General features: G+C 68.0%; 24 protein-coding genes. 13 read left to right on the forward strand and 11 right to left on the reverse strand.

The features are described from left to right. The first annotated feature begins 12 nt into the window (after nt 1–12). Complete coding sequence (locus ACIA58_RS35020) at nt 13–561, forward strand: hypothetical protein (protein WP_396408136.1); 549 nt, start codon at nt 13–15, stop codon at nt 559–561. Between the two features lie 9 nt (nt 562–570). On the opposite strand, the gene ACIA58_RS35025 is transcribed toward ACIA58_RS35020, so the two are convergent. Then, the gene (locus ACIA58_RS35025; RefSeq protein WP_396408137.1) at nt 571–1212 is read right to left on the reverse strand and encodes a TetR/AcrR family transcriptional regulator; all 642 of its coding nucleotides are present in this window, start codon (nt 1210–1212) and stop codon (nt 571–573) included. Nucleotides 1213–1376: 164 nt separating this feature from the next. Between ACIA58_RS35025 and ACIA58_RS35030 the strand changes: the two genes are divergently transcribed. Genes ACIA58_RS35030 through ACIA58_RS35040 form a run of 3 tightly spaced genes read left to right on the forward strand, consistent with a single transcriptional unit; the run spans nt 1377 to nt 4883 of the window. Then, entirely contained in the window at nt 1377–2183 is an 807-nt protein-coding gene (locus ACIA58_RS35030) for an SDR family NAD(P)-dependent oxidoreductase (RefSeq protein WP_396408138.1), read from the forward strand. Beyond that, nucleotides 2183–3307 carry a DUF5938 domain-containing protein gene (locus tag ACIA58_RS35035; protein ID WP_396408139.1) on the forward strand — a complete coding sequence of 375 codons (1125 nt, stop codon included), beginning with the start codon at nt 2183–2185 and terminating at the stop codon, nt 3305–3307. Before ACIA58_RS35030 ends, ACIA58_RS35035 begins: the two co-directional genes overlap by 1 nt. A gap of 10 nt (nt 3308–3317) precedes the next feature. After that, nucleotides 3318–4883: a long-chain fatty acid--CoA ligase gene (locus ACIA58_RS35040; protein WP_396408140.1), complete on the forward strand. Its 1566-nt coding sequence runs from the start codon at nt 3318–3320 to the stop codon at nt 4881–4883. On the opposite strand, the gene ACIA58_RS35045 is transcribed toward ACIA58_RS35040, so the two are convergent. Both ACIA58_RS35045 and ACIA58_RS35050 read right to left on the reverse strand, forming a co-directional pair. Next, nucleotides 4869–5549: a GPP34 family phosphoprotein gene (locus ACIA58_RS35045; protein ID WP_396408141.1), complete on the reverse strand. Its 681-nt coding sequence runs from the start codon at nt 5547–5549 to the stop codon at nt 4869–4871. The genes ACIA58_RS35040 and ACIA58_RS35045 overlap by 15 nt on opposite strands. 67 nt (nt 5550–5616) lie before the next feature. Further along, the gene (locus tag ACIA58_RS35050; protein ID WP_396408142.1) at nt 5617–6549 is read right to left on the reverse strand and encodes a sigma-70 family RNA polymerase sigma factor; all 933 of its coding nucleotides are present in this window, start codon (nt 6547–6549) and stop codon (nt 5617–5619) included. A 125-nt stretch (nt 6550–6674) separates the two neighbouring features. Here ACIA58_RS35050 and ACIA58_RS35055 point away from each other — a divergent pair, with 125 nt between their 5' ends. The 5 genes from ACIA58_RS35055 (at nt 6675) to ACIA58_RS35075 (ending at nt 10552) form a co-directional block, all read left to right on the forward strand. Further along, the gene (locus ACIA58_RS35055) at nt 6675–7262 is read left to right on the forward strand and encodes a GNAT family N-acetyltransferase (protein WP_396408143.1); all 588 of its coding nucleotides are present in this window, start codon (nt 6675–6677) and stop codon (nt 7260–7262) included. Next, nucleotides 7262–8989, forward strand: a complete 1728-nt coding sequence (locus tag ACIA58_RS35060) for an IucA/IucC family protein (RefSeq protein WP_396408144.1) — start codon at nt 7262–7264, stop codon at nt 8987–8989. Before ACIA58_RS35055 ends, ACIA58_RS35060 begins: the two co-directional genes overlap by 1 nt. Before the next feature lie 39 nt (nt 8990–9028). Next, nucleotides 9029–9550, forward strand: coding sequence for a Uma2 family endonuclease (locus ACIA58_RS35065; RefSeq protein WP_396408145.1), 522 nt, complete (start codon nt 9029–9031; stop codon nt 9548–9550). A gap of 97 nt (nt 9551–9647) precedes the next feature. Continuing rightward, nucleotides 9648–10205 (forward strand): Uma2 family endonuclease, encoded by a 558-nt coding sequence (locus ACIA58_RS35070; RefSeq protein ID WP_396408146.1) that lies wholly within the window; start codon nt 9648–9650, stop codon nt 10203–10205. A 194-nt stretch (nt 10206–10399) separates the two neighbouring features. After that, complete coding sequence (locus ACIA58_RS35075; RefSeq protein ID WP_396408147.1) at nt 10400–10552, forward strand: hypothetical protein; 153 nt, start codon at nt 10400–10402, stop codon at nt 10550–10552. 10 nt (nt 10553–10562) lie between these two features. Here the strand turns inward: ACIA58_RS35075 and ACIA58_RS35080 are convergent, their stop codons facing one another. After that, nucleotides 10563–11072: a hypothetical protein gene (locus ACIA58_RS35080; protein WP_396408148.1), complete on the reverse strand. Its 510-nt coding sequence runs from the start codon at nt 11070–11072 to the stop codon at nt 10563–10565. A 75-nt stretch (nt 11073–11147) separates the two neighbouring features. Between ACIA58_RS35080 and ACIA58_RS35085 the strand changes: the two genes are divergently transcribed. After that, nucleotides 11148–12014, forward strand: coding sequence for a LysR family transcriptional regulator (locus ACIA58_RS35085; protein WP_396408149.1), 867 nt, complete (start codon nt 11148–11150; stop codon nt 12012–12014). Between the two features lie 18 nt (nt 12015–12032). Here the strand turns inward: ACIA58_RS35085 and ACIA58_RS35090 are convergent, their stop codons facing one another. Both ACIA58_RS35090 and ACIA58_RS35095 read right to left on the reverse strand, forming a co-directional pair. After that, nucleotides 12033–15269, reverse strand: a complete 3237-nt coding sequence (locus ACIA58_RS35090) for a UvrD-helicase domain-containing protein (RefSeq protein WP_396408150.1) — start codon at nt 15267–15269, stop codon at nt 12033–12035. Then, nucleotides 15269–18487: an ATP-dependent helicase gene (locus tag ACIA58_RS35095; protein ID WP_396408151.1), complete on the reverse strand. Its 3219-nt coding sequence runs from the start codon at nt 18485–18487 to the stop codon at nt 15269–15271. Before ACIA58_RS35095 ends, ACIA58_RS35090 begins: the two co-directional genes overlap by 1 nt. 164 nt (nt 18488–18651) lie before the next feature. On the opposite strand from ACIA58_RS35095, the gene ACIA58_RS35100 reads away from it, so the two are divergent. Next, complete coding sequence (locus tag ACIA58_RS35100) at nt 18652–19563, forward strand: hypothetical protein (RefSeq protein ID WP_396408152.1); 912 nt, start codon at nt 18652–18654, stop codon at nt 19561–19563. 4 nt (nt 19564–19567) lie between these two features. On the opposite strand, the gene ACIA58_RS35105 is transcribed toward ACIA58_RS35100, so the two are convergent. Genes ACIA58_RS35105 through ACIA58_RS35120 form a run of 4 tightly spaced genes read right to left on the reverse strand, consistent with a single transcriptional unit; the run spans nt 19568 to nt 21392 of the window. After that, nucleotides 19568–19864, reverse strand: a complete 297-nt coding sequence (locus ACIA58_RS35105; protein WP_396408153.1) for an MGMT family protein — start codon at nt 19862–19864, stop codon at nt 19568–19570. Nucleotides 19865–19874: 10 nt separating this feature from the next. Continuing rightward, entirely contained in the window at nt 19875–20714 is an 840-nt protein-coding gene (locus tag ACIA58_RS35110) for a TIGR03560 family F420-dependent LLM class oxidoreductase (protein WP_396408154.1), read from the reverse strand. Nucleotides 20715–20759: 45 nt separating this feature from the next. After that, entirely contained in the window at nt 20760–21116 is a 357-nt protein-coding gene (locus tag ACIA58_RS35115; protein ID WP_396408155.1) for a hypothetical protein, read from the reverse strand. A gap of 9 nt (nt 21117–21125) precedes the next feature. Continuing rightward, nucleotides 21126–21392 carry a DUF2277 domain-containing protein gene (locus ACIA58_RS35120; RefSeq protein ID WP_130439916.1) on the reverse strand — a complete coding sequence of 89 codons (267 nt, stop codon included), beginning with the start codon at nt 21390–21392 and terminating at the stop codon, nt 21126–21128. Between the two features lie 86 nt (nt 21393–21478). On the opposite strand from ACIA58_RS35120, the gene ACIA58_RS35125 reads away from it, so the two are divergent. Next, nucleotides 21479–22120, forward strand: a complete 642-nt coding sequence (locus tag ACIA58_RS35125) for a TetR/AcrR family transcriptional regulator (RefSeq protein ID WP_396408156.1) — start codon at nt 21479–21481, stop codon at nt 22118–22120. Continuing rightward, the gene (locus ACIA58_RS35130) at nt 22117–22896 is read left to right on the forward strand and encodes a maleylpyruvate isomerase family mycothiol-dependent enzyme (RefSeq protein WP_396408157.1); all 780 of its coding nucleotides are present in this window, start codon (nt 22117–22119) and stop codon (nt 22894–22896) included. The genes ACIA58_RS35125 and ACIA58_RS35130 overlap by 4 nt, the downstream gene beginning before the upstream one ends. Before the next feature lie 35 nt (nt 22897–22931). Here ACIA58_RS35130 and moeZ read toward each other — a convergent pair whose 3' ends face one another. Continuing rightward, the gene (gene moeZ / locus ACIA58_RS35135; RefSeq protein WP_387781922.1) at nt 22932–24122 is read right to left on the reverse strand and encodes an adenylyltransferase/sulfurtransferase MoeZ; all 1191 of its coding nucleotides are present in this window, start codon (nt 24120–24122) and stop codon (nt 22932–22934) included. Nucleotides 24123–24213: the final 91 nt, after the last annotated feature.

Raw genomic sequence — 24213 nt, forward strand, 5'->3', positions numbered from 1 at the left:
TACGGCGCGGCCGTGCTGGCCTGCGCCGTGATAGCTCTAGGTACGACGGCCTGCTCGGGCAGCAAGTCCGACGACAAGCCGGACGGGGCCGGTAGCTCTGGCAGCTCCACCGCGCCGAGCGCCGGCAGCAGTGCGTCGTCGTCAGGGCCGGAGGAGAAGCTGCCGGACCTCAACGCCGCACAGGTCGTCAGCGCCTTCACCGGCAAGGGCTACAAGTGCAGCACCGACGAGGCGTACCAGACCTGCGCTCAAGGCACTACGTCGATCCAGGTGCTGATCGGCACCCAGCCGCGTCCGCCGGTGATCTCGCTGCAGGCGACCGGTGTGGCGGCGGAGGCGACGACCAAGCTGTCCGACTTCGCTCCGCAGGCGCTGGAGCTGGCGCACGTGAACCCACGCGGCCAGATCGCCGACTGGTTGAAGCAGCGGCAGGGCAAGGCCGGACAGACGACCGCCGGCAACTGGACCGTGGAGTTCTCGACCGAGGTGGATTCCGACCAGCCGGGAGCGATCCTCACGCTGACCGACAAGCTCTGCAAGGTCGACTGCGGAGCCGAGTAGCCGGCCAGGCTACGCCGCGACCAGCTTCGGCAGCACCTGCAGGAGCCGATCGGTCAGCAGGTCCGGGGTCTTGTCCGGCTTCGCGGCGTAGCCCACCACGGCCTGCTCGAACAGGCCGTCGATCAGCGCGTACGCCGTTGGCGCGTCCACAGTCGGCGTGGTCGCGGTGAGCTCGGCGTACCGGCCGAGGATCCGCCAGATCATTTCCTCGAGCAGCTTGTCGATCGCCTCGACGTCGGGGCGGAGCTGCTCCTCGAACATGCTCTGCGCACGCAGGTCGTACCAGAGCTTGTGCATCGGGGTCTCGTCGACCAGCGTCTGCGTCATCTTCGCCAGGAACCCGGTGACGAGCTCCTCGCCGGACGTCGCGGTCTCGACGACCTCGTCGTACCGCCGGGCGCACTTGGTCTTGTAGTACCGCACGCAGTAGCTGATCAGGTCGATCTTGTCGCGGAAGTAGTAGTGCACGACGCCGTGCGTGAACTCGGAGTTGTTCGCGATCTCCCGCAGGCTGGTCCGCGCGTACCCGAGCTCGCCGAGGGTCTTCAGCGCCGACTCCGCCAGCGCGACCCGGCGTCGCTCGATCTTGTCGATCCCGGAGACCCGGGCGGGCCGTTCCTGCTCGGCTGCACCTGCCGACGTCACTGGCACCACCACCCCTCCTCATCGGGTCGTTGCGTCAGACTACCCCGCACCGGGCCAGGCGCGTCCCGGTGCGGGGAGGCTTCTTGACAAGTGTCAAACAAAGTCTTGACGACTGTCAAAAGGCTGGCCAGAGTGTGAACCACCCCAGCGGTCAGCAGAAGGAGCTTCAGATGGGTTCACTCGATCTCTCCGGCCGCAAGGCCCTCGTCACCGGCGGCGCGCAGGGGCTGGGTGAGGGCATGGCGAAGGCCCTCGCGGCAGCCGGCGCGAAAGTCGTCATCAGCGACCTGCAGAAGGACGCCGGCGAGGCTGTCGCCGACGCGCTGGACAGCGAGTTCGGAGCGGGCAACGGCTTCGTCGCGCACGACATCACCGACGACGGCCAGTGGGAGAACGCGGTCGTCGCGGCCACCGACATCCTCGGCGGCCTGGACCTCCTGGTGAACAACGCGGGCGTGGAGATCACCAGCCTGCTCACCGAGGTCACCGCCGAGGACATCCGCAAGATGCTCGAGGTCAACGTCCTCGGCACCACGCTCGGGGTCAAGTGGGGCCTGCGGACGATGCGGCCGGACGGCCTGGCCGGTCAGGGCGGCGCGATCATCAACGTCGCGTCGGTCGCCGCGACCATCGCCTTCCCCGGCATCGCGGTGTACTCCGCGACCAAGGCAGCGGTGGACCGGCTCACCCGCGTCGCCGCGATGGAGTCCGGCAAGCTCGGGTACGGCGTCCGCGTCAACTGCATCTACCCCGGTCTGGTCGCGACGCCGATGGGGTTGGGTCTGGCCAACGACTGCGCGCAACTCGGGTTGTTCGAGTCCCCTGAGGCCGCGGTGGGTGCAGTGGTCGAGCTGACCCCGGCCGGCCGGCTCGGCGAGGTCGCCGACATGGCCGACGCGGTCGTCTTCCTCGCGTCGAACGAGGCCCGGTTCATCACCGGCATCGGCCTGCCCGTCGACGGCGGAATGGGGATGTGATGAGCGACAAGCCTGTCGTCGTCTACGGCGCCTCCGGCTACACCGGCCGTCTGGTCTGTGAGTACCTCCGGCAGTACCACGTGCCCTTCGTGGCCGCCGGGCGTGACGAGGCGAAGCTCAAGGCCTCTATGGACTCACATGTCCCGGGAATCGAGACGGCGGACTTCGAGATCGCCACGGTCGACCACGACACCGCTGCGCTGACCGACCTGTTCAAAGGCGCGTCTGTCGTCCTGAACACCGTCGGGCCGTTCAGCGAGCTCGGTCCGGCCGCAGTAGAAGCAGCACTGGCCGCAGGTGCGCACTACACCGACACGACCGGTGAGCAGGACTGGCTGATGACCTGCGACGAGAAGTACGGTCCGCAGTTCGCCGAGGCCGGCCTGGTGCTGGCACCCGGCATCGCGCAGATGTACACGACCAGCGAGATCGCTGCGCAGCTGTGCCTCGAGCAGCCGGGGCTGGACACGCTGGACATCGCTGTCTTCTGGGGCGGCAGTCCGACGATCGCCTCCACTCGCACGATCCTGGTGAACGCTGCGACGTCGAAGGCGCACTACCTGGAGAACAACCAGTACACCGAGTTCCCCACGCAGGGGCTGGTGCAGTTGGTCGTTCCCGGACAGCACGAGCTGGCTCTGTCGCTGCCGTGGGGCGGCATGTCGCACCCGGTGTGGTTCAAGCGCGATCCTCGTGTCGCCAACTGCAAGTCGCAGGGCGGTGTCTTCAACGCGGCGCTGATGAACGGCGTACCGCAGATCGTTGCCGCAGCGCTCGAGGCGACGAAGGACATGGCGCCGGCCGAGCGCGACGAGGCACTGACCGCCACCGCTCGCCAGGTCATGAACGAGATGCCGCCACGGGAGAACCCGCGGGTCAACAAGACGCTGGACTCCGTGCACGCCTCCGGGCCGCTCGGCCGGGCGCACTGTGTCATCCACGGCAACAGCAACTACCAGCAGACCGGTCTGCTCCAGGCGTACGCGGCGTACTCGCTGCTGCAGACACCTCCGAAGCGGGTCGGGTTCGCGAGTGGTTGCCAGGCGTTCGGTCACCGCGAGCTGCTCGGCGTACTGCGGAGCTTCGGGCTGGTGTCCGAGCCGCAGCTCACTGTGCAGCACTAGAGGAGTTCTCGTGCGACTGGTCGACTACCTGGACAAGGGTGCCTCGCTGGGCCCGGACGCGGCCTGCCTCACCACGGACGGCGAAACGCTGTCGTACGCCGAGGTGCAGCAACTGTCGTACCGCATCGCCGGTGCGCTGGTGGCGACGGGCGTCAAGCCAGGGAGCAAGGTCGCGATCCTGGCCGCGAACGACCCGGTCGCGTTCAGCTGCGTGTTCGGGATCAGCCGGACCGGTGCGATCTGGTGCCCGATCAACCCGCGCAACGAGGCCGCGGAGAACCGTGAGCTGCTCGACCAGTTCGACTGTGAAGTACTGATCTACCAGGCGGCATTCACACCCTTGGTGGACCGCATTCGGGACTCACTGCCGAAGGTGCACACCTTTGTGTGCCTCGACGGGGAGCCCTCGGACTCCGGCTACGACCCCCACCCTGAAGGCCGGAGAATCGTCGGTTGGGGCGCGTTCTGCGGGGGCGCGTCCCAACCGGCACCCGATCTGACCGATCCGGACGACCTGGCGATGATCGTCGGGACCGGCGGTACGACGGGCCGTCCGAAAGGAGTGATGCTCGGCAACGCCAATCTCGAGACGATGACCGCGCTGACCCTGATGGGGTATCCCTTCCGCGAGCGGCCGGTCTACCTCGCCCTGGCGCCGTTGACGCACGCGGCCGGGGTGCTCTGCTTCCCCGTGCTCGCGTCCGGCGGGGAGATCGTGATCATGCGGGCTCCCGACGTCCATGCCTTCCTGGAGCTGATACCGCGACACGGGGTGACGCACACGTTCCTGCCGCCGACGTTGATCTACATGGTGCTGGCGGCGCCGGAGCTGGACTCCACGGACCTCTCGTCGTTGCGATGCTTCTGGTACGGCGCCGCGCCGATGTCGGTCGCCCGGCTCGAGGAGGCGCTGCAGCGGATCGGTCCGGTGATGGCGCAACTGTTCGGGCAGACCGAGGCCCCGATGATGATCTCGATCCTGCCGCCCGCCGCGCACTTCGATGCCGCAGGCAACATTGCGCGGAGCCGGCTGTCGTCGGCCGGGCGGCCGTCACCGCTGGTCACGGTGGCGATCATGGGCCCGGACGGCGGTCTCCTTCCCTCGGGCGAGCGAGGTGAGATCGTCGTCCGCGGCTCGCTGGTGATGCGGGGCTACTACCGCGATCCGGACGCGACCGCGACCGCGTCGGCGTACGGCTGGCACCACACCGGTGACATCGGCTACCTGGACGACGACAACTACCTGTATATCGTCGACCGCGCGAAGGACATGATCATCAGCGGCGGCTTCAACGTGTACTCCACCGAGGTCGAGCAGGCCCTGATGGCGCACACCGACGTACAGGACTGCGCGGTGGTCGGACAGCCGGACGAGAAGTGGGGCGAGCGGGTTGTTGCCGTCGTACAACTGCAGCCGGGCAGCCTGGTCGGGCCGGAGGAGCTGATCGCCTTCGCAAAGACCCGCATCGGCAGCGTAAAGGCCCCGAAGCAAGTCCTCGTCTGGAACGACCTCCCCCGCTCCAAGGTCGGCAAGGTGGTCAAGCCGGAGATCAAGGCCCGCCTAGCTACCGGATGACGCAACCACTGTCGCGGAGACCACGACTGCCGTGGTCACAGCGGCCTGCATCTCGGCAACGGCCCTCTTGACTGCGTCCGCCGCCCAGTCCGACTCGGCGATCTCCTTTGCGCGCTGCTGCAGCGCCCGCTTGTCCACCGCGTCGGTGACAACCTTCGGTACGACGTTCAGCGCGCTCAGCAGGGCGATCAGCGCACCGGTCCGCTGGTCCGGCGCCATACCTTGCGTCAACACGCTCTGCAGCTGGGCGCGAACCTCAGCCTCGTGCCGTGCGTCCTTAGCCGGCCAACGTGTCACCGGGAACAGTCCGAGCACTCGGCCCTCTTCCTGCTCCAGCACACCGCGCTCTGCCAGCCTGATGAGCAGCTGGTCACGGAGGCGCTTGGACAGCGCACCGATCTGGTCTTTCGGCTTCTTTCCTGGCTTGCCGAACACGTACGACAACCGTTCGTCCAGAATCGGGTCTCCGGTCGGCGCACCGTTCACCACCTTCAGCCGCCCTGGCTTCTCCCCGCTGCCTTGGCTCGTGATGTCGAGCTTTCCTTGCAGGGTGAGCTCGATCAGCACGGCGCCGGCCAGCGCGTAGTCCAAACCTGGTGAGCCGGCGATCGGCTTCCCGGTCTGGTCGTCGTACAGGAGCAGTAGCAGGTCCTCGGCGATCAACATGCCACCAACGTAGGCAGACCGGCCGCCACCGCACATCCGCCGCGCGGGCTACCTGGAGTGTCCGCCTTCAGTAGTGGTGGCCGTTGAGTTCCACAGGTTGGTCGAGGGCGGTTGCCACCTCATTGAGGAAGTCGGGCGAGAAGTAGTACCAGCGGATCGACCGGACCTTGCCGTCCTCGGTGGTGAGGCGCATCAGGTCGTTCACAGCGCCCTGGCCGTAGCGGACGATGCGGATGAGGATGACCTGCTCGCCCCAGAGGTCCACGACCTCCGCTGTGTAGCGGTAGGGCTTGGACGGGTCCAGCGTGTGCTCGATCGACCCCTGGCGGATGTTGTCGGCGCCGTACTCCGTCAGCACCCCGAGGATCTCGCTGTCCGCATCGGCTAGCAGGAGAGCGGTCAGCCGCGGTACGTCGTACGCCGTGAACGCGTCGGCGACCGCATCGAGCAGGCGGCGGTCCGGGGCCTCGCGCGTCTTCAGAGAGCGCTGCGGGTCCGCCAGGCGGCCGCGGCCGCGGTGGAGTGCGGCTTTGACGGCTCCGACCGATGTCCGCAGTACGTCGGCGACCTCGATGAGCGTGAAGCCGAAGAGGTCCTTCAGTGCGAGTGCGGCGCGCTCCTGCGGCGGGAGGAGAGTCACGAGCTCAGCCCAGGCGTCACGGACCTCTGCGGGATCGGCTGTGTCCGGTGCGGCCTGCTCCGGCGCGTCGACGAGCACGGGCGACTGGCGGCGGTAGCTGTCGACGTACGCGTTGGTTGCGACCCGAAACAGCCAGGCCCGCGGGTTGAGGATCGGGCTGTGCGCCTGCGCCGCCTGCGTGAACGCCCGCGCCAGCGACTCCTGGACGAGGTCCTCGGCGTCGAACGCGTTGCCGGTCAGCCGGCGGCAGTACGCGTACAGGTCGGTGCGCAGGGGCTCCAGGCGGTCGAGGAACTCCCTGCGCGCCTGGCGGGTCGCCTTCAGCTCAGGAAGGTCGAGTGCATCAGTCAGATCGGACATGGTCATACCAGTTTGGACGGACGAGGTGGTCGTCAGGATACGGACCCGGTTCCTCAGGTATTGAGGATCTAGTAAGGTAAGCCTTAGCTAACAGGACCGCCCACCTCGACAGCAGAGAGTCCGCCATGACCAGAGCACTGCCCGAGCCGACGTACCGGCGCTTCGTCGCCGGCCTCGGCACCCTCAGCCTCCGGCCGTTCGACCTGACCGAGGACGTGACCACGCTGCACGGTTGGGTCACCCAGCCCTACGCGCAGTACTGGGGCCTGCTGAACGCGTCGGTCGCCGACGTCCACGCGGAGTACCTCCGGATATCGCAGAGCGCGCATCACCGTGCCTTTCTCGGCGAGCACGACGGCCGGGCCGCGTTCCTGATGGAGCGCTACGAGCCGGCGTACGACGCGGTCGGTGAGGTGTACGACGTCGCGCCGGGTGACATCGGCATGCACGTACTGGTCGGACCGGCGGTCACGCCGATCGCCGGGTTCACCGCCGCGGTGTTCGAGACGATCATGGACAGCTTGTTCAGCGATCCGCTGGTCGACCGGGTCGTGGTCGAGCCCGACGTACGCAACGTGAAGATCCAGGCGCTGAACGCGCGGATGGGGTTCCGCAAGCACAGCGTCGTACAACTGGCCGACAAGCAGGCGTGGTTGAGCTTCTGCACCCGTGACCAGTACGCCGACGCACACCGAATGAACGAGGCAGGCTGATGATCTCGCACTTGAACCCGGACGTCTGGGCTGTCGTCAACCGCGCTCTGGTGCGGAAGGCGCTGGCCGAGTTCGCGCACGAGCGCATCCTCACACCTGTTGCCGTCGACAACGGGTTCGCGGTTGACGGGTATCGGTTCACTGCTCGGTTGTACCCCTTGAATCATTGGGAGATCGATGCCCCGAGCATCGTCCGGGACGACGGCGGGCCGATCGATGCGCTCGAGTTCATCACCTCGTTCCGTGAGCAGTTGGGGATCGGCGCGGAGATGCTGCCGGTGTACCTCGAGGAGATCAGCAGCACGCTGGCGTCGGCGGCGTACAAGCTGTCGAAGCCGGATCTGACCGCAGCGGACCTGGTCACGGCGGACTTCCAGGTGATCGAGGCCGCGATGACCGAGGGGCATCCGTGTTTCGTCGCGAACAACGGGCGGCTCGGGTTCGGGGTGAGCGACTATCTGGCGTATGCGCCGGAGACCGGTGCGCCGGTGCAGCTGACCTGGATCGCTACTCGACGGGACCGTACTACGGTTGCCCACAGCAACACGCTGTCCTATGACGAGCTGCTTCGCGCCGAGCTGGGGGCTGAGACTCTGCGGCGGTTCGCGGCGGAGATTGTTGCTGTGGGCGCTGATCCTGCGGACTATGTCTATCTGCCGGTGCATCCGTGGCAGTGGGAGAACAAGACGTCGATCACGTTCGCGGCGGATATCGCGCAGCGGCACATCATTTACCTTGGGTCGACCGACGATGTCTACCAGCCGCAGCAGTCGATCCGGACGTTCTTCAACCGGTCGCAGCCGTCCCGGTGCTACGTGAAGACGGCGTTGTCGGTGCTCAACATGGGTTTCATGCGCGGGCTGTCGCCGTCGTACATGGCCGCGACGCCGGCGATCAACGACTGGGTCCACTCGGTCGTCTCGAACGACCTTGTTCTGAAGCGCTACGGCTTCAGCGTGCTGCGCGAGATCGCGGCGGCGGGCTATCACAACCGGTACTACGAGAACGCGACGGACAAGACGTCGCCGTACCGGAAGATGCTGTCGGCGCTGTGGCGCGAGAGCCCGCTGCCGTCGCTCGAGTCCGGGGAGCGGCTCGCGACGATGGCGTCGTTGCTGCACGTCGATCGACACGGTGCATCGCTGGCCGCCGCGCTGGTACGGGCGTCGGGTCTTGCGCCGGCCGACTGGTTGCGCGCGTACGTCGACGCGTATCTGATCCCGTTGCTGCACAGCTTCTACGCGTACGAGCTGGTGTTCATGCCGCACGGCGAGAACCTGATCCTGGTGCTGCGGGACGCGATCCCGATCCGCGTCATCATGAAGGACATCGCGGAGGAGATCGCCGTACTGAGCCCGTCGACGCCGATCCCGCCGGACGCCGAGCGGGTGCGCGCCGAGGTGCCCGACGACGAGAAGCTGCTGTCGATCTTCACCGACATCTTCGACTGCATCTTCCGCTTCCTGTCACCGCTGTTGGATCGCGAGGGTCTGCTGACGCCCGACGAGTTCTGGTCGGTGGTGGCGCAGGCGGTGCGCGACTACCAGGCCGCGACGCCGGAGTTGGCCGAGGCGTTCGCGAAGTACGACATGTTCACACCGGAGTTCGCCCTGTCCTGCCTGAACCGGCTGCAACTCCGCAACAACCAGCAAATGGTCGACCTCACCGACGTCGCCGGTTCCCTCCAGTTCGTCGGCACCCTGGAGAACCCCCTCACCTGTGGATAACTCCAACGGCGGCACGACGAAATCGGTCAAGCTGTTGGCGTGACCACGCTCCAAGCATCTCCCGGGCCGCCTGACGCCCCTCCACCCGCACGGGACGGCAGGCGGTACGAGGTGGTCGACGGCCGCCTACTCATCACCGGCGCCCAACCACCCGCCCACCACGCGGCCGTCATCGCTCTGATGATCCTCCTGAAACAGGCCTGCCCACCCAACCTGCTCGTGTCGGTCGGCTCCGTCGCCTTCCGTCCCACACCCCACACAACCCTCCGCCCCGACCTCCTCGTCTGCCCCCGCAACACCTCCGTCACCCAACCGCCGCTCCTGGTCGTCGAGGTCCTCTCCCCCTCCACCCGCACAACAGACGTGGTCCTAAAACGCGCCCTCTACGAAACCCACCAGGTCCCGTCCTACTGGCTCCTAGACCCCACCACCCAAGAACTAACAATCCTCGCCCTAACCCCCACCGGCTACACCTGCCAAGCCGTCCTCCAAGCCGAAGAAACCTTCCACGCAACCCACCCGTTCCCGGTAGACCTGACACCGGCCGCCCTCACCCACTGACGGGGCATCCCGGGGCATCCTGGGGCAGATTGCCTAAACGGCGTCGACTGCCCGTCAACAGCCGCCATGCTGGTCGAATGACGACGGAGGAGGCACGATGGGGTTCGTGGACACCACGCCGCGGAAGCTCACGCTCGCGCAGTTCGACGCACTTCCCGACGACGGGATGCGGCACGAACTGCTCGACGGACGGCTACTAGTGACGCCAGGTCCGAAGGAGGAACATCAACGGGCCGCGGGCGTGTGCTATGCCGCGCTGTTGAGGGCATGTCCGGAGGACATGGAGGTTTTCTTCGCACCCTTCGACTTCCGGCCGAACGGGCGGACCAGCCTGCAACCCGATCTCATGGTCTTCCAGTACCACGATGTCGATGGGGACGAGGCTCGGCGCACGCTGATCCTCGCCGTCGAGGTTCTGTCGCCGTCGAACCGGTCGACTGACCTGATCAGGAAGCGCCACGCGTACCAGAAGGCAGGCATCGCGTCGTACTGGATCATCGACCCTGACGCCTTCGTGGTGACGGTCCTCGAGTTGGCCGACGGCGAGTACATCGAGCGCACGTTCAAGGGCGATGAGGTGTTCGCAGCCGAGCGCCCGTTCCCGGTGCGGATCGTTCCCGCCGACCTAGCACGTCGAGTCAACCGCTCAACCTGATCCAGGGCATCCCGGGGCAGATGCTCATCTGCCCTGCGGCTGCGGGCCGGTCTGGTCCAGAGTCGGGGCATGAGACCGGTTGAACCAGGCGAATTCACGGTGGCCGACCTAGAGCTGGCCCCGGACGAGGGCCCGCGGTACGAGCTTGTCGGCGGCGTGCTGTTCTACGCACGGGCCGGGGTGCCGCGTACTGGATGTTCGACCCGGCTGAGGAAGAGCTGACCGTACTCGAGTTGGCGGACGGTGCCTACCAGATGCGGGCCGTTGTCAGCGGCAAGGATGTGTTCGAGGCGGAGCTGCCGTTCCCCGTGCGGATTGTTCCGTCGGAGTTGTTGCGGGTGCGGTGATGGCGGGGCGTTAGTTGTAGTAGCGGCGGGCGCTGGAGCCTATGCGGGTTACGTCGGTGCCGTAGATGTGGATGGAGATGGCGGTGGTGTCGGAGGTGTTGTTGACTCGGTGGATGTCGCCGGGGGGTGCGAAGCCGCTGACGTCGCCGGCGTGGTTGTCGCTCTGGGCGACCAAGTTGAGGTCGGCGTCGTAGAGGTCCTCGTGTTCGACGCCCTGGATTACGCCGAAGACGCACCAGGTCACGTGGTCGTGGATGCGGGTGAGCTGACCGGGCCGCCAGACCAGGGCGATGATCGAGAACGAGCCGTCAGGCTCGACGTGCAGGGTGTGGCTCTGGTAGCTCTCCGCTGATCCGAGGCGTTGCTCGGCTGTGAGTACGTCGGGAGTCGGCAGGTGCCGGCGTAGTTGCTCGGCCACTAGCTGTGCGGTGTCGTGCCAGTCTGCGTGCTGGTCGATTGCGGTACGAACGCCCGCGGCGAGGTCGGTCAGTTGGCTGGTGGGGATCGTTGTCGTCGTCATGTCTTGAGCGTGCGCCACCTCAACCCATAGCGTCTAATGCCAAGTTTCGTTCTCACCCATAGACGGGTTTGATACATGCTCGATGTCACGAAGTTGCGCGTCATCGACGCGGTCGCGCGCCACGGATCGGTCACCGCCGCAGCGCGGGAATTGCATTATTCGCAGCCGTCGGTCACTCATCACCTGTCCCGCCTGGAGGCCGAGACCGGCGCGCAGTTGGTGCAGCGCGCCGGCCGCGGCATCCGCCTGACGGAGGCCGGCCTCATGCTCGCCACCCGGGCCGCGGAGATCATCGGCCGGATCGACGCCGCCGACGCCGAACTGGCCGCGCACGTGGGCCTGAGCGTGGGCAAGGTTCGTCTCGCTGGGTTCTCGTCGGCGATCGGATCGCTCGTACCGGGAGCCGTCGCGGCGCTGGCCGGCAAGCATCCGGGGCTCGAGGTGAGTCTCACGGACCTGCATCCGCCCGAGGCACTGGAGCTCCTGCGCACCGGCAAGATCGACGTCGCGATCGTCTTCCGGTACGACGAGACCGAGCCGGAGCCGACCGGCGTACGACTGCACCACCTGCTGGACGACCCGCTGTACCTGCTGTCGAAACAGCGGCCGGTCACGCTCGCCGAGCTCGCCGACGCGACCTGGATCGCCGGCTGCGATCGGTGCCGCAGCCACCTGATCTCTTTGTGCGCGGCCGAGGGATACGAACCGCGGGTCGGCTACACGTCCGACGACATGGTGGTGATGCAGGCACTGGTCGGCTCCGGTCTCGGGGTGACGACCATCCCCGGTCTTGCCCTCCGCAGCCACCAGGCCGAAGGCATCTTCGCCACCGAGATCCCGGACTCGCGCCGGCACGTCTACGCCGCGACGTACGGCGAACCACCCGACCCGCCCGCGATCGCCGCCCTGCTGGCCGCGCTGGAAGAGGCCGCCGCGTCGTGACCCGGGATCCAGCCGGCCTCAGCCGTCGAGGAGTTCGACCAGTTGCTGCTTTGTCGGGAGGTTGTCGGGGCGGACGATGTCGCCGGTGCGGACGTAGTAGAAGGCGGCGGTGATCTGGGCGAGGGGGATGTTGAGGAGCTCGGACCAGGCGACTCGGTAGATGGCCAACTGGAGGGGGTCGGCGGTCTCCGAGCGGTGGGTCTTCCAGTCGATGACGTCGTAGCCGCGGGAGCCGTCTTCACGGACGACCTGGTAGACGGCGTCGATCCGGCCCCGGATGACGCGGCCGTCGAGGGAGAGCGCGAAGGGGGCCTCGATCTCGTACGGCGTGGTTTCGCCGAACGGGCCGTCGCGGAACGCGTCCATCAGGTCGGTGAGGTCGGTGTCGTCGACGATGTCCTCGTCCGCGGCACCGGGGAGATCGTCCGGGTCGAGCAGGAGTTGCTGGCCGAAGTAGCTCTCCACCCACGCGTGGAAGCGGGTGCCGAATCGCGCCGCCCGGTTGGGTTTGCGCGGCATCGGGCGGGCGAGCTCGGCGGCCAGGCCGTCCGGGTCCTTCGCCAGCCGCATCACCTGGGTCGCGGACAGCGCGGCCGGCAGCGCCACGTCGTACGCCTTGCGGCTCCGGCTTTCCCTTGCCTCTGACAACAATCGCTCGATCTCGGAGTCCCAGCGCGCGACCGTCGCCTGCTCGTCGAGCAGCAACGAATCCTCGGCCTCGACCGACGGACCCTCCGCGCGCGACAACTGCACCAAGGCCGCCGCGTCGAGCCGCCGCTGGTACGACTCCAGGTCGTACGCCGTCGGCCACGGCGCTTGCGTCTGCTCCGCGAGCTCCGGGTTCTCCGCGGTCAGCTCCGGCTGCTCGGCCCACTCGATCACGCGCTCCCCGGCATGCTTCTTCAGCACCGAGAGGTACGACGACGGACCGCGCGGGCGCTTCTGCGTCGGACCCCACCAGTGGCCGGTCGCGACGAGCAGCTCCTTCGCCCGCGTGAAGGCGACGTACCCGAGCCGCCGCTCCTCCAACGCATTCATGTCCTTGCATTCGTCCGCGAACGACTTCAGCCCCGCGTTCGACAGGTCGTGGATGTCCGGCAGCGTGTCGGCGTCCCCGCGCAACGGCCACGGCAGCACCTTCGCGTTCGTCGTCCACTTGTCCCGGCCGCGATCCGAAGGAAACACCTTCGAGACCAGCGTCGGCACGAACACGACCGGCCACTCGAGCCCCTTCGACCGGTGCGTGGTCAGCAGCTTCACCGAGTCGGCTTCACTCGGTACGGCGAGGTCGAGGCCGGCGGCGTATTCCTCCTCGGCGGCCAGGTACGCGAGCAATCCGTCGAGTGAACCGTCCGACTCCGTCGACACGAAGTTGCCGACGGCATCCAAGAAGGCGGCGAGATGGTCGCGGCGGCCGGCGTCGACGTGGTCGGGGGTCGCGGTGAGCTCGACGTCCAGGCCGATCGTGCTGATCACTCGCCGGACCAGATCGAGCAGCGGCTCAGCGGCGTGCGCGCGCAGTTCGCGGAGCTCGGTCGACAGTTCCTTGAAGCGGACGAGGGCCTCCGGCGCGTACTCCGACCGGCCGGGATCGTCCACCGCCTCGGCGAGCGAGATGACCTCGGTCGAGTCCATCCCCGCTACTGCCGCGTCCAGCGCGGCGACCAGGTCGTCGGCGGCCGGTCGCTCACCCGCGTCGGCGAGCGCCCGGGCTCGATTGGCGAGCAGCGCGAGATCGCGATGCCCGATCCGGTAGCGCGGGCCGGTGAGGATCCGGAGCATCGCGGCGTTCGCGGTGAGGTCGTTGACGGCCTGCAGGGTCGCGACGACGTCGACTACCTCCGGAAGCGCCAGGAGTCCACCCAGACCGACGACCTCGACCGGGACCTTGCGCGCGATCAACGCCTCGTGGACCGCACTGAGGTCGACATTCGTCCGCATGAGGATGCCGATGTCCTTCCAGCGGCGGTTCCGCGTGCGGTGCGCGGCGACGATCGCGTCGGCGACCCACTCGATCTCCTGCGAGCGCGTCTCGAACAGGCCGACCGTGATCGCACCTTCCGGCGCGTCCGTGGGAGCCTCGAGCGGGATCACACCCGGATGCTGCTCGTAGAGCTCGGCGGCGTGCTGGTTGGCGGCCGCGAGAATGCGACTGCCACAGCGGCGGTTGATGCTCAAGACATACCGCTGGGCCGGCGTGCCGTCGCTCTGAGGGAAGTGCACCGGGAACTCGTCGAGGTTCGCGACCGACGCACCGCGCCACCCGTAGATCGCCTGGCACGGGTCGCCGACGGCAGTGACCGGGTGACCCCGACCGTGAGCCGGATCCGGCCCGGCGAACAACGCCGTCAACATCCGCCGCTGCGAGACCGACGTGTCCTGATACTCGTCGAGCAGCACGACCTTGTACCGCGCGCGCTCGACGGCCGCGACCTCCGGGCACTCCTCCGCGAGCCGCGCGCCCAACGCCATCTGATCAGCGAAGTCGACAACACCACGCTCAGCCTTATAAGCCTGGTACTCCTCGACAAGCTGCAGGATCTCGCCACGCTTCAACGCCGTCTCGGCCAGCTTGCGAACTTCCACCGTCTGCTTACGAGCAGCGGCGACCTCGAGCCGTACGGCCTCGTCGTGGTCGCGGATGTCGTCCGCTCGGAGCAGATGATCCGCAAGCTCGCCGTCCAGCGCGAGCAGACTGTTCACCAGGGTCGGCACGTGGTGCGACGCGAACCGGATCGGCCCCGCGGACCGCCGTACGACGCGTCCGGCGAGCTGGAAGCGCGTCGCATCGGCCAGCACTCGCGAGTCCGGCTCGAGCCCGAGTCGCAGTCCGTGCTCCGCGATCAACGAGCCGGCGAACGCGTGGTACGTCGAGACGACCGGCTCGCCCGGCTCCTCGGGCTCCCAGTTGGGGACGTTGCTCCGCAGGTGCGCAGCCAGCAGCGGGTGCTGATCCTTCGGCAACGTCGATCCGAGTACGCCGGCCTTCGTCAGATCGTCGCGGATCCGCACATCGAGCTCGTTGGCAGCCTTCTTCGTGAACGTCAGCCCGAGAACCTCCTCCGGCTTCACCTGGCCCGTGCAGATCAGCCACACCACGCGGGCAGCCATGGCCGTCGTCTTCCCCGAGCCCGCACCCGCGACGATCACGCCGGGCGCGAGCGGTGCCGTGATCGCGGCCAACTGCTGGTCGGAGAACGGGATCCCCAGGAGGTCGCACAGGTCTGCGGTCGTCCGAAGCTGGGCGGCAGGCATCAGACGATCTCCCGGCCTTCTGGCTGGATCGGGCAGAGGGCACGGGCTTCACAGCGGTTGCAGCCGTCGTTGCGCTGGGCGGTGAACTGCTCGGTGCGGATCATCGACTCGGCGTCGTCGACGGCTTCGTCGAGCCATGTGCGACCGTCTTCGTCGGCTTCCAACGGGCCCTGGTGCTGCACCTTCGGGAAGCCGCCGTTGTCGTCGTGACGGAGCTGGACCAGCTCGGCGCCACCCGCGACCGCGTCCTCGCCGAGCTTCTTCAGCTGGCGGGAGTTGATCGCCCGCTGGTAGATCGCGAGCTGGACATGCCGCGCCAGCGCAGGCTTGGTCGGGATCGAGCGGCCGGTCTTCAGGTCCACCACGCGGACCGTCCCCTCGGGATCCTTCTCGACCCGGTCCATCCGGCCCTTCACCCGGACCGCGGGCTTGTCCTCGTCCGGCAGCAGTACGTCGAAGTCGACCTCGGTCCCGACCAGCGTCCGGTCCGGCCGGCCCTGGTGCCACGCGACGAACCGGCGCAGCGCCTGCTCCGCCTCGGCGCGCTCGCGGTCCGAGATCCACGCGGACTCGAAGTCGAGCTGCGTCCACACCTTGTCGAGCCACCCGTTCAACTCGTCGATGGACGGGGGCAGGGTCCCGGTCGCGACCGCATCCGCCAACGTGTGCAGCACCATGCCGAAGCCGATCGCCGACGTACTCGGCGTCTCTCCACCGGCGCGCCGGGTCAGGAACCAGCGCAGCGGACAGTCCACGATCGTCGTCAGCGCACTCCCCGACAACGGCACCGGCAGCTCCGGATCCGCGATCGGCCGCACCGACTGCGTCCGCTCCCGGACGCCCCACCACCGAGAAGGATCTGCCGTCGGCACCAGCGGATGCTCGCGGTCGTCGGCAGCATCGGCCAATTGCGCCAGCCGATCCGCCGCCACCCGCTTCAATGCCGGCGAGGACGAAGGATCCGCGAGCACACACCTGAGATCCGCGACCAGGCCGGGCAACGACAACGGCCGCCGCGGCCGTCCCGCGACCAGCTTCAAAGGAATGTCCAGCTCGGCAAGAAATCGGGAGGGTTGGTCGCCATCGGCCTCGGGCGCCTGCACCGCCGTCACGATCAACCGCTCCCGGGCCCGGGTGATCGCGACGTAGAACAACCGTCTCTCCTCGGCGAGCAGCGCGCCGGCCGACAACGGATCGATCAGACCGTCCGTCCCCAACCGGTCCGGCTCCAGCAGCGACCCACGCCGGCGCAGGTCCGGCCACTGTCCCTCCTGCACCGAAGCCACGACGACGAGCCGCCACTGCAGACCCTTCGACCGGTGCGCCGTCATCAGCTGCACGCCGGCCTCGCGGTACGTCGCGTCGAACCGGTTGTCCGCCGCGATGTCCAACGACTCCAGCTCCGACAAGAACGCCGAGACGCCCTTGAACCCGACCTGCTCCTCGGCCCGGCCGGCCGCGTCGAACAACGCACACAAGGAATCCAGGTCCCGGTTCGCCGCCCGGGCCGGCTCGCCGCCGGAGTTCGCCTGGCCGCGCAGGCGTCGCAGCCACGGCGACTCCGACCACAGCGACCACATCACCTCGTCCGGCGCCGCGCCCGCGGTCACGATGTTCCTTGCCTTGAGCAACCTCTCGCCCAGGGCCGCGAACCGCGCCTCGGCCGGCGACGCCTCCTCGTCGAGCAGCAGCGGATTCAGCAACGCCTCCCGCAGCAGCTCGTCCGACGAGCGCGGCAATCGCTGACCGCCCGCGGCATCCCGGTCGCGCCGGCGCAGTACTCGCGCCAGCCGCCGCAGCTGCCCCGCATCCATGGCCCCCAATGGCGACAAGGCCAACGCCCGCACGACCTCGACGGTCAGCGTCTCGGGATCAGCCACCGCCCTCAATGCCAGCAACATCGGCCGGACGGCAGGCTCGCGCGACAGCGGCAGCTCGTCGCCCGCGACATCCACCGGGATCCCGGCCGCGGCCAGCGCCCGCCGCAGCGGCGGGATCGAACGGCTGCCGGATCTGACCAGCACAGCCATCTCGTGCCACCCGACGCCGTCCTGCACATGCGCCCGCCGCAGCAGGTCCGCGATGTGCTCGAGCTCGGCGCCACTGGTCGAGTAGAGGTTGGCCTCGACCTTGCCCGGACCGAAGACACACGAGGACGCATCCGGGTTGCGGAACCGCTCGAACGTCTCCCGATCGAGCGTCCCCGGCACGCCGAGCCTGTTCACGACGTTGCGCGACACCCGCTGCAGCGTCGTACCGAAGCGGCGCGTCGTACCCAAGGCGATCTGGGCCGCCTCGGCGCCGTCCCTGGTCCGGAACTCGTCGGTGAAGCGGAGCAGGCCACGCACCTCGGCCCCGCGGAACGTGTAGATCGACTGGTCCGGATCGCCGACGACGACCAGGTCGCGCCCGTCTCCCGCGATCGCCTGCAACAGCTTGGTCTGACCTGGATCGGTGTCCTGGTACTCGTCGACGAAGACCGCTTTGAACTCGGCTCGCAGCTTGGCCTGCACCGAGGGCTGCTGCGCCAGAATCACCGCACGGTGGATGAGCTCGGAATAGTCCAGCACCTGCTCGGCGTCGAGGATCTGCAGGTACTCCTCGAAGAAGTCGCCGACCGCGACCCACTCGGCCCGCTCCGCCGACCGGCCGATCGCGGACAGGTCCTCCGGGTCGAGACCGAGCTGCCGCGCCTTGCCGATCACCGCCTGCACCTCGTCGGTGAAGCCGCGTGTCTTCAACGCCGGATGGAGACTGCCCGGCCAGTGCACCGCACCGACCTCGCGACTCCCGGACAACGCCTCACTCAACCGCAACGACTGCTCCGGCCCGGACGGCAACCGCAGCGGCACGTCGAACGCGTCGGCCGGGGTGAACCGGCGAAGCAACGCGTAGCAGAAGGAATGGAAGGTCATCGACGGCATCACCCGCGTCGTCCGCCCGAGCCGGCCGGTGATGCGATCCCGGAGCTCGGTCGCCGCCTTCCGCCCGAACGTCAGCACGAGCACCTCGTCCGGACTCAGCCCGCGATGCCCGACCCGGTCGACGACGGCCTCCACCAGCGTCGTCGTCTTCCCGGTGCCGGGGCCGGCGAGCACGAGCAGCGGGCCGCCCGGGTGATCCACCACGGCTTGCTGGTCGGCATCGAGGACAGGCGCGCCGGCGCTCTGCCGCTGCTCCCGGACCAACCGGTACCGGGATCCCTGTCTGCTGACCACCGACACATCTCAACAGACCCCACCGACATTCCGCGAAGGGGCACCCCGAGCCCCGGCCCGATAGCCGAAAACCGGACAACGTCAACGTAGCCGGGCGATAACTTTCCGCACCTGCCCCGCATCGAGTACGTCGGAAGCAACGCACCAACAACAAGGAGCACCGAATGAGGACGATGCGACGCACGGCCGCCCTCCTGGGGGCGGCTGTTCTGATGGCGGGCCTCGGCACCGCCACTGCCACCGCGGCGAAGACAGCCAACCCGAAGATCCAGTCGATCTGTTCGCTGGACCTCGGCTCGATCACCGCGAACGGCAACTATGTCGACCAGGTGGTGTCCGCCGCGAGCCCGCCGATCGCGAGCGAACGCCGGGTCGGTCCGCAGGTCGCCCAGCCGGGCGAGACGCGGGCGAGCGCGACCTGGGAGTTCAAGCCCGAACCCGAGGGCGGCAGCTCGGACAGCGGCTACGCGCTGTACGGCGACACGCTGTACAGCACGGTCATCAACAACGTGCCGGGCGGCCCGTGGTGGGGCCGCGGGCTGGCGATGGACAACATGAGCGCGTACACCTCCATCGCGCGGGCGGCGTACCCGAAGGGCGACTCGCCGACCCGGCAGTACTTCTACGCACTGCGCAACGACGGATCGCTGGCGCGCTGGAAGCTCGACAAGGACGGGTTCCACCCGCTCGGCACGTATGCCGGCTTCTCGGCCGTGAAGACGATGACGCTGATCAGCACGACGTCGACGTACGACACCTTCCTGGCCACCACCAAGGCCGGCGCGCTGTACACGATCCACATCCCGACCACGTCGCCGCTGACGCCGGTCGTGAAGGTCGTCCGCTCGTCGACCTGGCAGGGCTTCGAGGCGATCGTCGCGGAGAAGTGCGGCACGCAGGGCACCCTGCTCGCCGCGATCGACACCGACAGCGGCTCGGCGTACCTGTACGCCATTGGTCACGCCAACGGTACGGCCACGGTCATCCAGAGCCTGGGCAAGGTGCCGGGCACGTTCAACGACCCGGTCTACTTCCTGCGCACCTCGCAGGCAGGCACGCCGCTCAACGGCGAGTGACGACCTAGTCCTGTGGATCCCAACGGGCGTCGCGGAGGTTCACGCGCCCGTTGGTGATCCGCACGCCGTCCGACCGCAGGCGGTGGAGCTGCTCGTCACCGACCTCGTCGGCCGGTACTCCGGACGCGCGGATCACCCGCCACCACGGCACGCTCGCGCCGTACTCGCGCATGATCGCGCCGACCTGACGGGGGCCGCCCTGTCCGACGTACTCGGCGATGTCGCCGTACGTCGCGACGCTGCCCTCCGGGATCGACTCCACCGCCTGCAGAACGGCCTCGACGTACTGCTCCCTGTCCACGGGCCCAAATCTAGGCCAGCGGCGCGAGCGCCTTGGCGAGTGGCTCCAGCACGGACGGCGGGGCGTCCAGCGGCAGGTTCATGATCACCAGGTCGACGCCGGCCTCGCCGTACGCCGCTGCGTCGGCGACCGCCTTGTCGAGCGGGCTGTCCGGGTCGACGCGGACATTGACCGAGCAGGTGATCTCGTCGACGTCGCGGCCGACCTCCTCGCACCGCTGGACCAGCACGTCCTTGAGGGGCTTCCACTCCTCCGGGTTCGGGACGATGACGTTCCACTGCTGGGCCCACCGGGCGACCGCGCGCAGCGTCCGCTTCGGGCCCTTGCCGCCGATGGTGATCGGCGGGTGCGGGGTCTGCACCGGCTTCGGGTTGCAGTACGCCTCGGTGAGCTTGATGTACTTGCCGTCGAAGTTCGCGACCTTCTCCGTCAGCAGCTTGACCATCGCCTCGGTGCCCTCGTCGAAGCGGTCGAAGCGCTCCTTCAACGGGTAGAGGTCGATGCCGTACGCCGCGGTCTCCATCTCGTTCCAGCCGGCGCCGATACCGAGCTCGAGCCGGCCGTTGCTGATGATGTCGGTGGTGGCCGCCATGTTCGCCAGCACGGCGGGGTGCCGGTAGATCATCCCGGTCACCTGGCAGCCGAGCCTGATCCGCGAGGTCGCCTGCGCCAGCGCGGCCAGCGTGGTCCAGGCCTCCAGGTTCGGTCCCTGCATGTCGCCGCTGAGCGGGTAGAAATGGTCCCAGTGCCAGGCGGACTCGAAGATCTCGAACTGGTCCGCCGCGACCCACACGTCCCGCATCTGCTGCCAGGTGGTGTGTTCCGGCCTGGTCTTGATCGCGAACCGCATCCCGCGCCTCCTAGAGGTAACCGTTCCCCGACGCGACACTACCAATCAGCCGATGCACAGCGACGTGATCGGACGGCTCTGCTGGAACACCGTCACCAGGGTGAAGACCTCGGACACGACAGCGGCCACCGCGGTCCAGAACAGGATCAGCACGATCGTCTGGCGGCTGCGCCCGAACCAACGCAGCAGCAGGTACAGCGCGATCGTCCCCAGGACCAGTCCGCCGAAGCCGAGCACGAAGGCGCTCGTCGGCAACGGCAGCGCGCCGTCGCACGTCGCATGGCGACGCCGGGACAACTCTGTCTCCGCGTTGGCACTGGTGAGCGCCATCAGCACGCCGGTCACGATCAGGCCGAACACCACCCCCCGCCGCCGGCCGGCGGCCCGAGCCCCGTCCCCCACGGGAGGCTGCTAGTCGAGGCCGAGGCGCGCGCGAACCTCGGGGCGCCGCAGTGGCGGGACGGTCTGCGGCGGGGTCCGGCGGGCCGGCATCTCCTCCAGCAGCTGTTCGGTGATCCGCGCGACCTCGGTGGCCGCGCGCTCGATCGGACCGCGCGTGGTCGCACTCAGCGAGCCGACGCCGGTCACCTTTCGCACGTACTGCAGCGCCGCCGCGTAGATCTCCTCAGAGGTCGCGGACGGCTCGAGTCCCCGGAGCACGGTGATGTTTCTGCACATGTGTCGACAGTACGTGGCCGGAGGGAATGAGGAAGCGAACCTACTGGGTATTGACTTGCCTAATGGTCTTAGGTTTTCCTTTAGGTATGAGTACTACTGCGCCGGACCGGCGGGCTCGCCGTCGGCGGGAGACGATCGGGGAGATCCTCGACGTTGCCATCGAGCTGATGGAGGTCGAGGGGGTTGCGGCGCTGAGCCTGTCGGCGGTCGCGCGCCGGCTGGGGATGCAGCCGCCGTCGCTGTACCAGTACTTCCCGTCGAAGATGGCGATCTACGACGCGCTGTTCCAGCGTGGAGCCGAGTTGTTCCTGGCCGCGCAGCGGGAGGCCATCGCGGCCGCCACGACCGACGACGTCGTCGAGCTGCACCTGATCGGCACGACCGCCTACGCGCGCTGGAGCATGCGGAACCCGGTCTACTCACAACTCATGTTCTGGCGGACGATCCCCGGCTTCGAGCCGAGCCCGGAGGCGTATGCGCCGGCGCAGGAGGCCCTCGCCGTACTGCAGCGCGGTCTGCAGGCGGCGGTGGACGCGGGCCGGCTGCATCCGGACGCTGCGAGCGAGGAGGGTCTCGCCGTGTTCACGTCGATCACGGCCGGGGTGATTTCGCAGCAGATGGCGAACCAGCCGGACGCGAGCTTCGAGACGGGGCGCTTCACGCGACTGTTCCCCGTCGTACTCGAGATGTTCTACCAGCACTACGCACCGAGCAGGGGGAAGAAATGACTGCCGTACTTGCCGAAAAGATCGGGCGGGCCGATCGGCCGCAATGCCGGATCCACCGCGACGCCGAACTGCCGGCGTGGCACGAGTTGCTCGCGTCGATCGATGGGGACGAGTGGCAGCGCCGTACCGTCTGCGAGGAGTGGGACGTCGCGGACATCGCCGGCCACCTGATCGGGCAGGCCGAGGACGTCAACAAGCCACTCTCGTTCCCGCGCCGGTACCGCAAGGCCAAGCGGGTCTATCCCGGGGTACTGCGGATCGACGCGCACATGATGGTCCAGGCCGACGAGCACCGCGGTACGCCGCCGGCCGTCTTGCGGACCACCTTCGACCAGGTGTGGGCCAAGGCGACCCGGAAGATCTCGACGAGCCCGGAGCTGATGCGGCGGATGTCGATGACCTTCAACGGCGTCCGGATGAACCTCGGCTACGTCCACGACATCCTGCTCGCGCGGGATCTGTGGATGCACCGCGACGACCTCTGCCAGGCACTCGGACGGCCCTTCGACGCCGGACCGTACGCCGGGGAGATCGTCGCGCAGGTGATGTACGACGTGATCGGCGGACCGTTCTGGGGCGAGCGGCCGGCGGTCGAGGTGGAGCTGACCGGGCAGGGAGGTGGGACCTATCAGCTCGGGAGGGGTGAGCCGGTGGGTCGCGCCGTCGTGGATGCGGTCGGCTACATGCGGACGTTGTCCGGCCGCGACAACGCCCCAGCGGTTACAGGTGAACCTGTCGCCGCTGAGGCGGTCGCATCCTGCCGGATGCCGTTCTAGTACCGATCCCCAACCCCGCCGAAGGCGTGGCCGGCTTAGTACGAGGGCTGGCTCGGGTCGATCTGGTCGACCCAGGCGACGACTCCACCGCCGACGTGGACCGCGTCGGAGAAGCCTGCGCCCTTGGCGATCGCCAGGACCTCGGCCGAGCGCACACCGGACTTGCAGTGGAAGACCAGCTGCTTGTCCTGCGGCAGCTTCTCCAGCGCGACGCCGGTCTGGAAGTCGGCCTTCGGGATCAGCACCGAGCCCGGGATCTTGTTGATCTCGTACTCGTTCGGCTCGCGGACGTCGATCAGGACGAAGTCCTTCTCGCCGTTGTCCTTGAGCTTGATCCACTCGCTGAGCTGCTTGACCGAGATCGTCGAGCCGGCGGCGGCGTCGGCCGCCTCCTCGGTGATCGCGCCGCAGAAGCTCTCGTAGTCGATCAGCTCGGTGACGGTCGGGTTCTCACCGCAGATGGCGCAGTTCGGGTCCTTGCGGACCTTCAGCGAACGCCAGTTGAGGTCGAGCGCCTCGTAGATGTTCAGCCGGCCGAGCGACGGGTCGCCGATGCCGGTGAGCAGCTTGATCGCCTCGGTCACCTGCGCCGCGCCGACGGACGCGCACAGCACGCCGAGCACGCCACCCTCGGCGCACGACGGGACCATGCCGGGTGGCGGCGGCTCCGGGTACAGGCAGCGGTAGCACGGGCCGTTGTCGGCCCAGAACACGCTGACCTGGCCGTCGAAGCGGAAGATCGAGCCCCACACGTACGGCTTGTGCAGCAGCACGGCGGCGTCGTTGACCAGGTACCGGGTGGCGAAGTTGTCGGTGCCGTCGACGATCAGGTCGTACGGCTCGAAGATCTCGAACACGTTGTCGTTGTCCAGCCGGGTCTCGTGCAGGACGACGTTCGTGTACGGGTTGACCTCGAGGATGGACTCCTTGGCCGACTGCGCCTTGGACTTGCCCACGTCGGACTGGCCGTGGATGACCTGGCGCTGCAGGTTGGACTCGTCGACGGTGTCGAACTCGACGATGCCGAGCGTGCCGACACCGGCGGCGGCCAGGTACAGCAGCGCGGGGCTGCCGAGACCGCCGGCGCCGATGACCAGCACCTTGGCGTTCTTCAGCCGCTTCTGTCCGGCCATCCCGACCTCGGGGATGATCAGGTGCCGCGAGTACCGCCGCACCTCGTCGATCGTGAGCTCGTCGGCCGGTTCGACCAGCGGTGGCAGTGACACTTTGTCGGCTCCTCAGGAAGACGTCGGACGGGATCTCCGGTTTTCAACCATCTGTCCCTCCCCCATGTTCCCGCACATCCCAACCCACCCC

This window comes from Kribbella sp. NPDC051586, from assembly GCF_044453965.1.
Classification (GTDB): Bacteria; Actinomycetota; Actinomycetes; order Propionibacteriales; family Kribbellaceae; genus Kribbella.

Coding starts and splice junctions, on each gene's coding strand:
- ACIA58_RS35075 (WP_396408147.1), top strand. CDS start 10,400: ATGTTCGACCCGGCTGAGGAAGAGCTGACCGTACTCGAGTTGGCGGAC.
- ACIA58_RS35030 (WP_396408138.1), top strand. CDS start 1,377: ATGGGTTCACTCGATCTCTCCGGCCGCAAGGCCCTCGTCACCGGCGGC.
- ACIA58_RS35050 (WP_396408142.1), bottom strand. CDS start 6,549: ATGTCCGATCTGACTGATGCACTCGACCTTCCTGAGCTGAAGGCGACC.
- ACIA58_RS35100 (WP_396408152.1), top strand. CDS start 18,652: ATGAGGACGATGCGACGCACGGCCGCCCTCCTGGGGGCGGCTGTTCTG.
- ACIA58_RS35035 (WP_396408139.1), top strand. CDS start 2,183: ATGAGCGACAAGCCTGTCGTCGTCTACGGCGCCTCCGGCTACACCGGC.
- ACIA58_RS35070 (WP_396408146.1), top strand. CDS start 9,648: ATGGGGTTCGTGGACACCACGCCGCGGAAGCTCACGCTCGCGCAGTTC.
- ACIA58_RS35130 (WP_396408157.1), top strand. CDS start 22,117: ATGACTGCCGTACTTGCCGAAAAGATCGGGCGGGCCGATCGGCCGCAA.
- ACIA58_RS35120 (WP_130439916.1), bottom strand. CDS start 21,392: ATGTGCAGAAACATCACCGTGCTCCGGGGACTCGAGCCGTCCGCGACC.
- ACIA58_RS35060 (WP_396408144.1), top strand. CDS start 7,262: ATGATCTCGCACTTGAACCCGGACGTCTGGGCTGTCGTCAACCGCGCT.
- ACIA58_RS35110 (WP_396408154.1), bottom strand. CDS start 20,714: ATGCGGTTCGCGATCAAGACCAGGCCGGAACACACCACCTGGCAGCAG.
- ACIA58_RS35080 (WP_396408148.1), bottom strand. CDS start 11,072: ATGACGACGACAACGATCCCCACCAGCCAACTGACCGACCTCGCCGCG.
- ACIA58_RS35055 (WP_396408143.1), top strand. CDS start 6,675: ATGACCAGAGCACTGCCCGAGCCGACGTACCGGCGCTTCGTCGCCGGC.
- ACIA58_RS35085 (WP_396408149.1), top strand. CDS start 11,148: ATGCTCGATGTCACGAAGTTGCGCGTCATCGACGCGGTCGCGCGCCAC.
- ACIA58_RS35090 (WP_396408150.1), bottom strand. CDS start 15,269: ATGCCTGCCGCCCAGCTTCGGACGACCGCAGACCTGTGCGACCTCCTG.
- ACIA58_RS35125 (WP_396408156.1), top strand. CDS start 21,479: ATGAGTACTACTGCGCCGGACCGGCGGGCTCGCCGTCGGCGGGAGACG.
- ACIA58_RS35045 (WP_396408141.1), bottom strand. CDS start 5,549: ATGTTGATCGCCGAGGACCTGCTACTGCTCCTGTACGACGACCAGACC.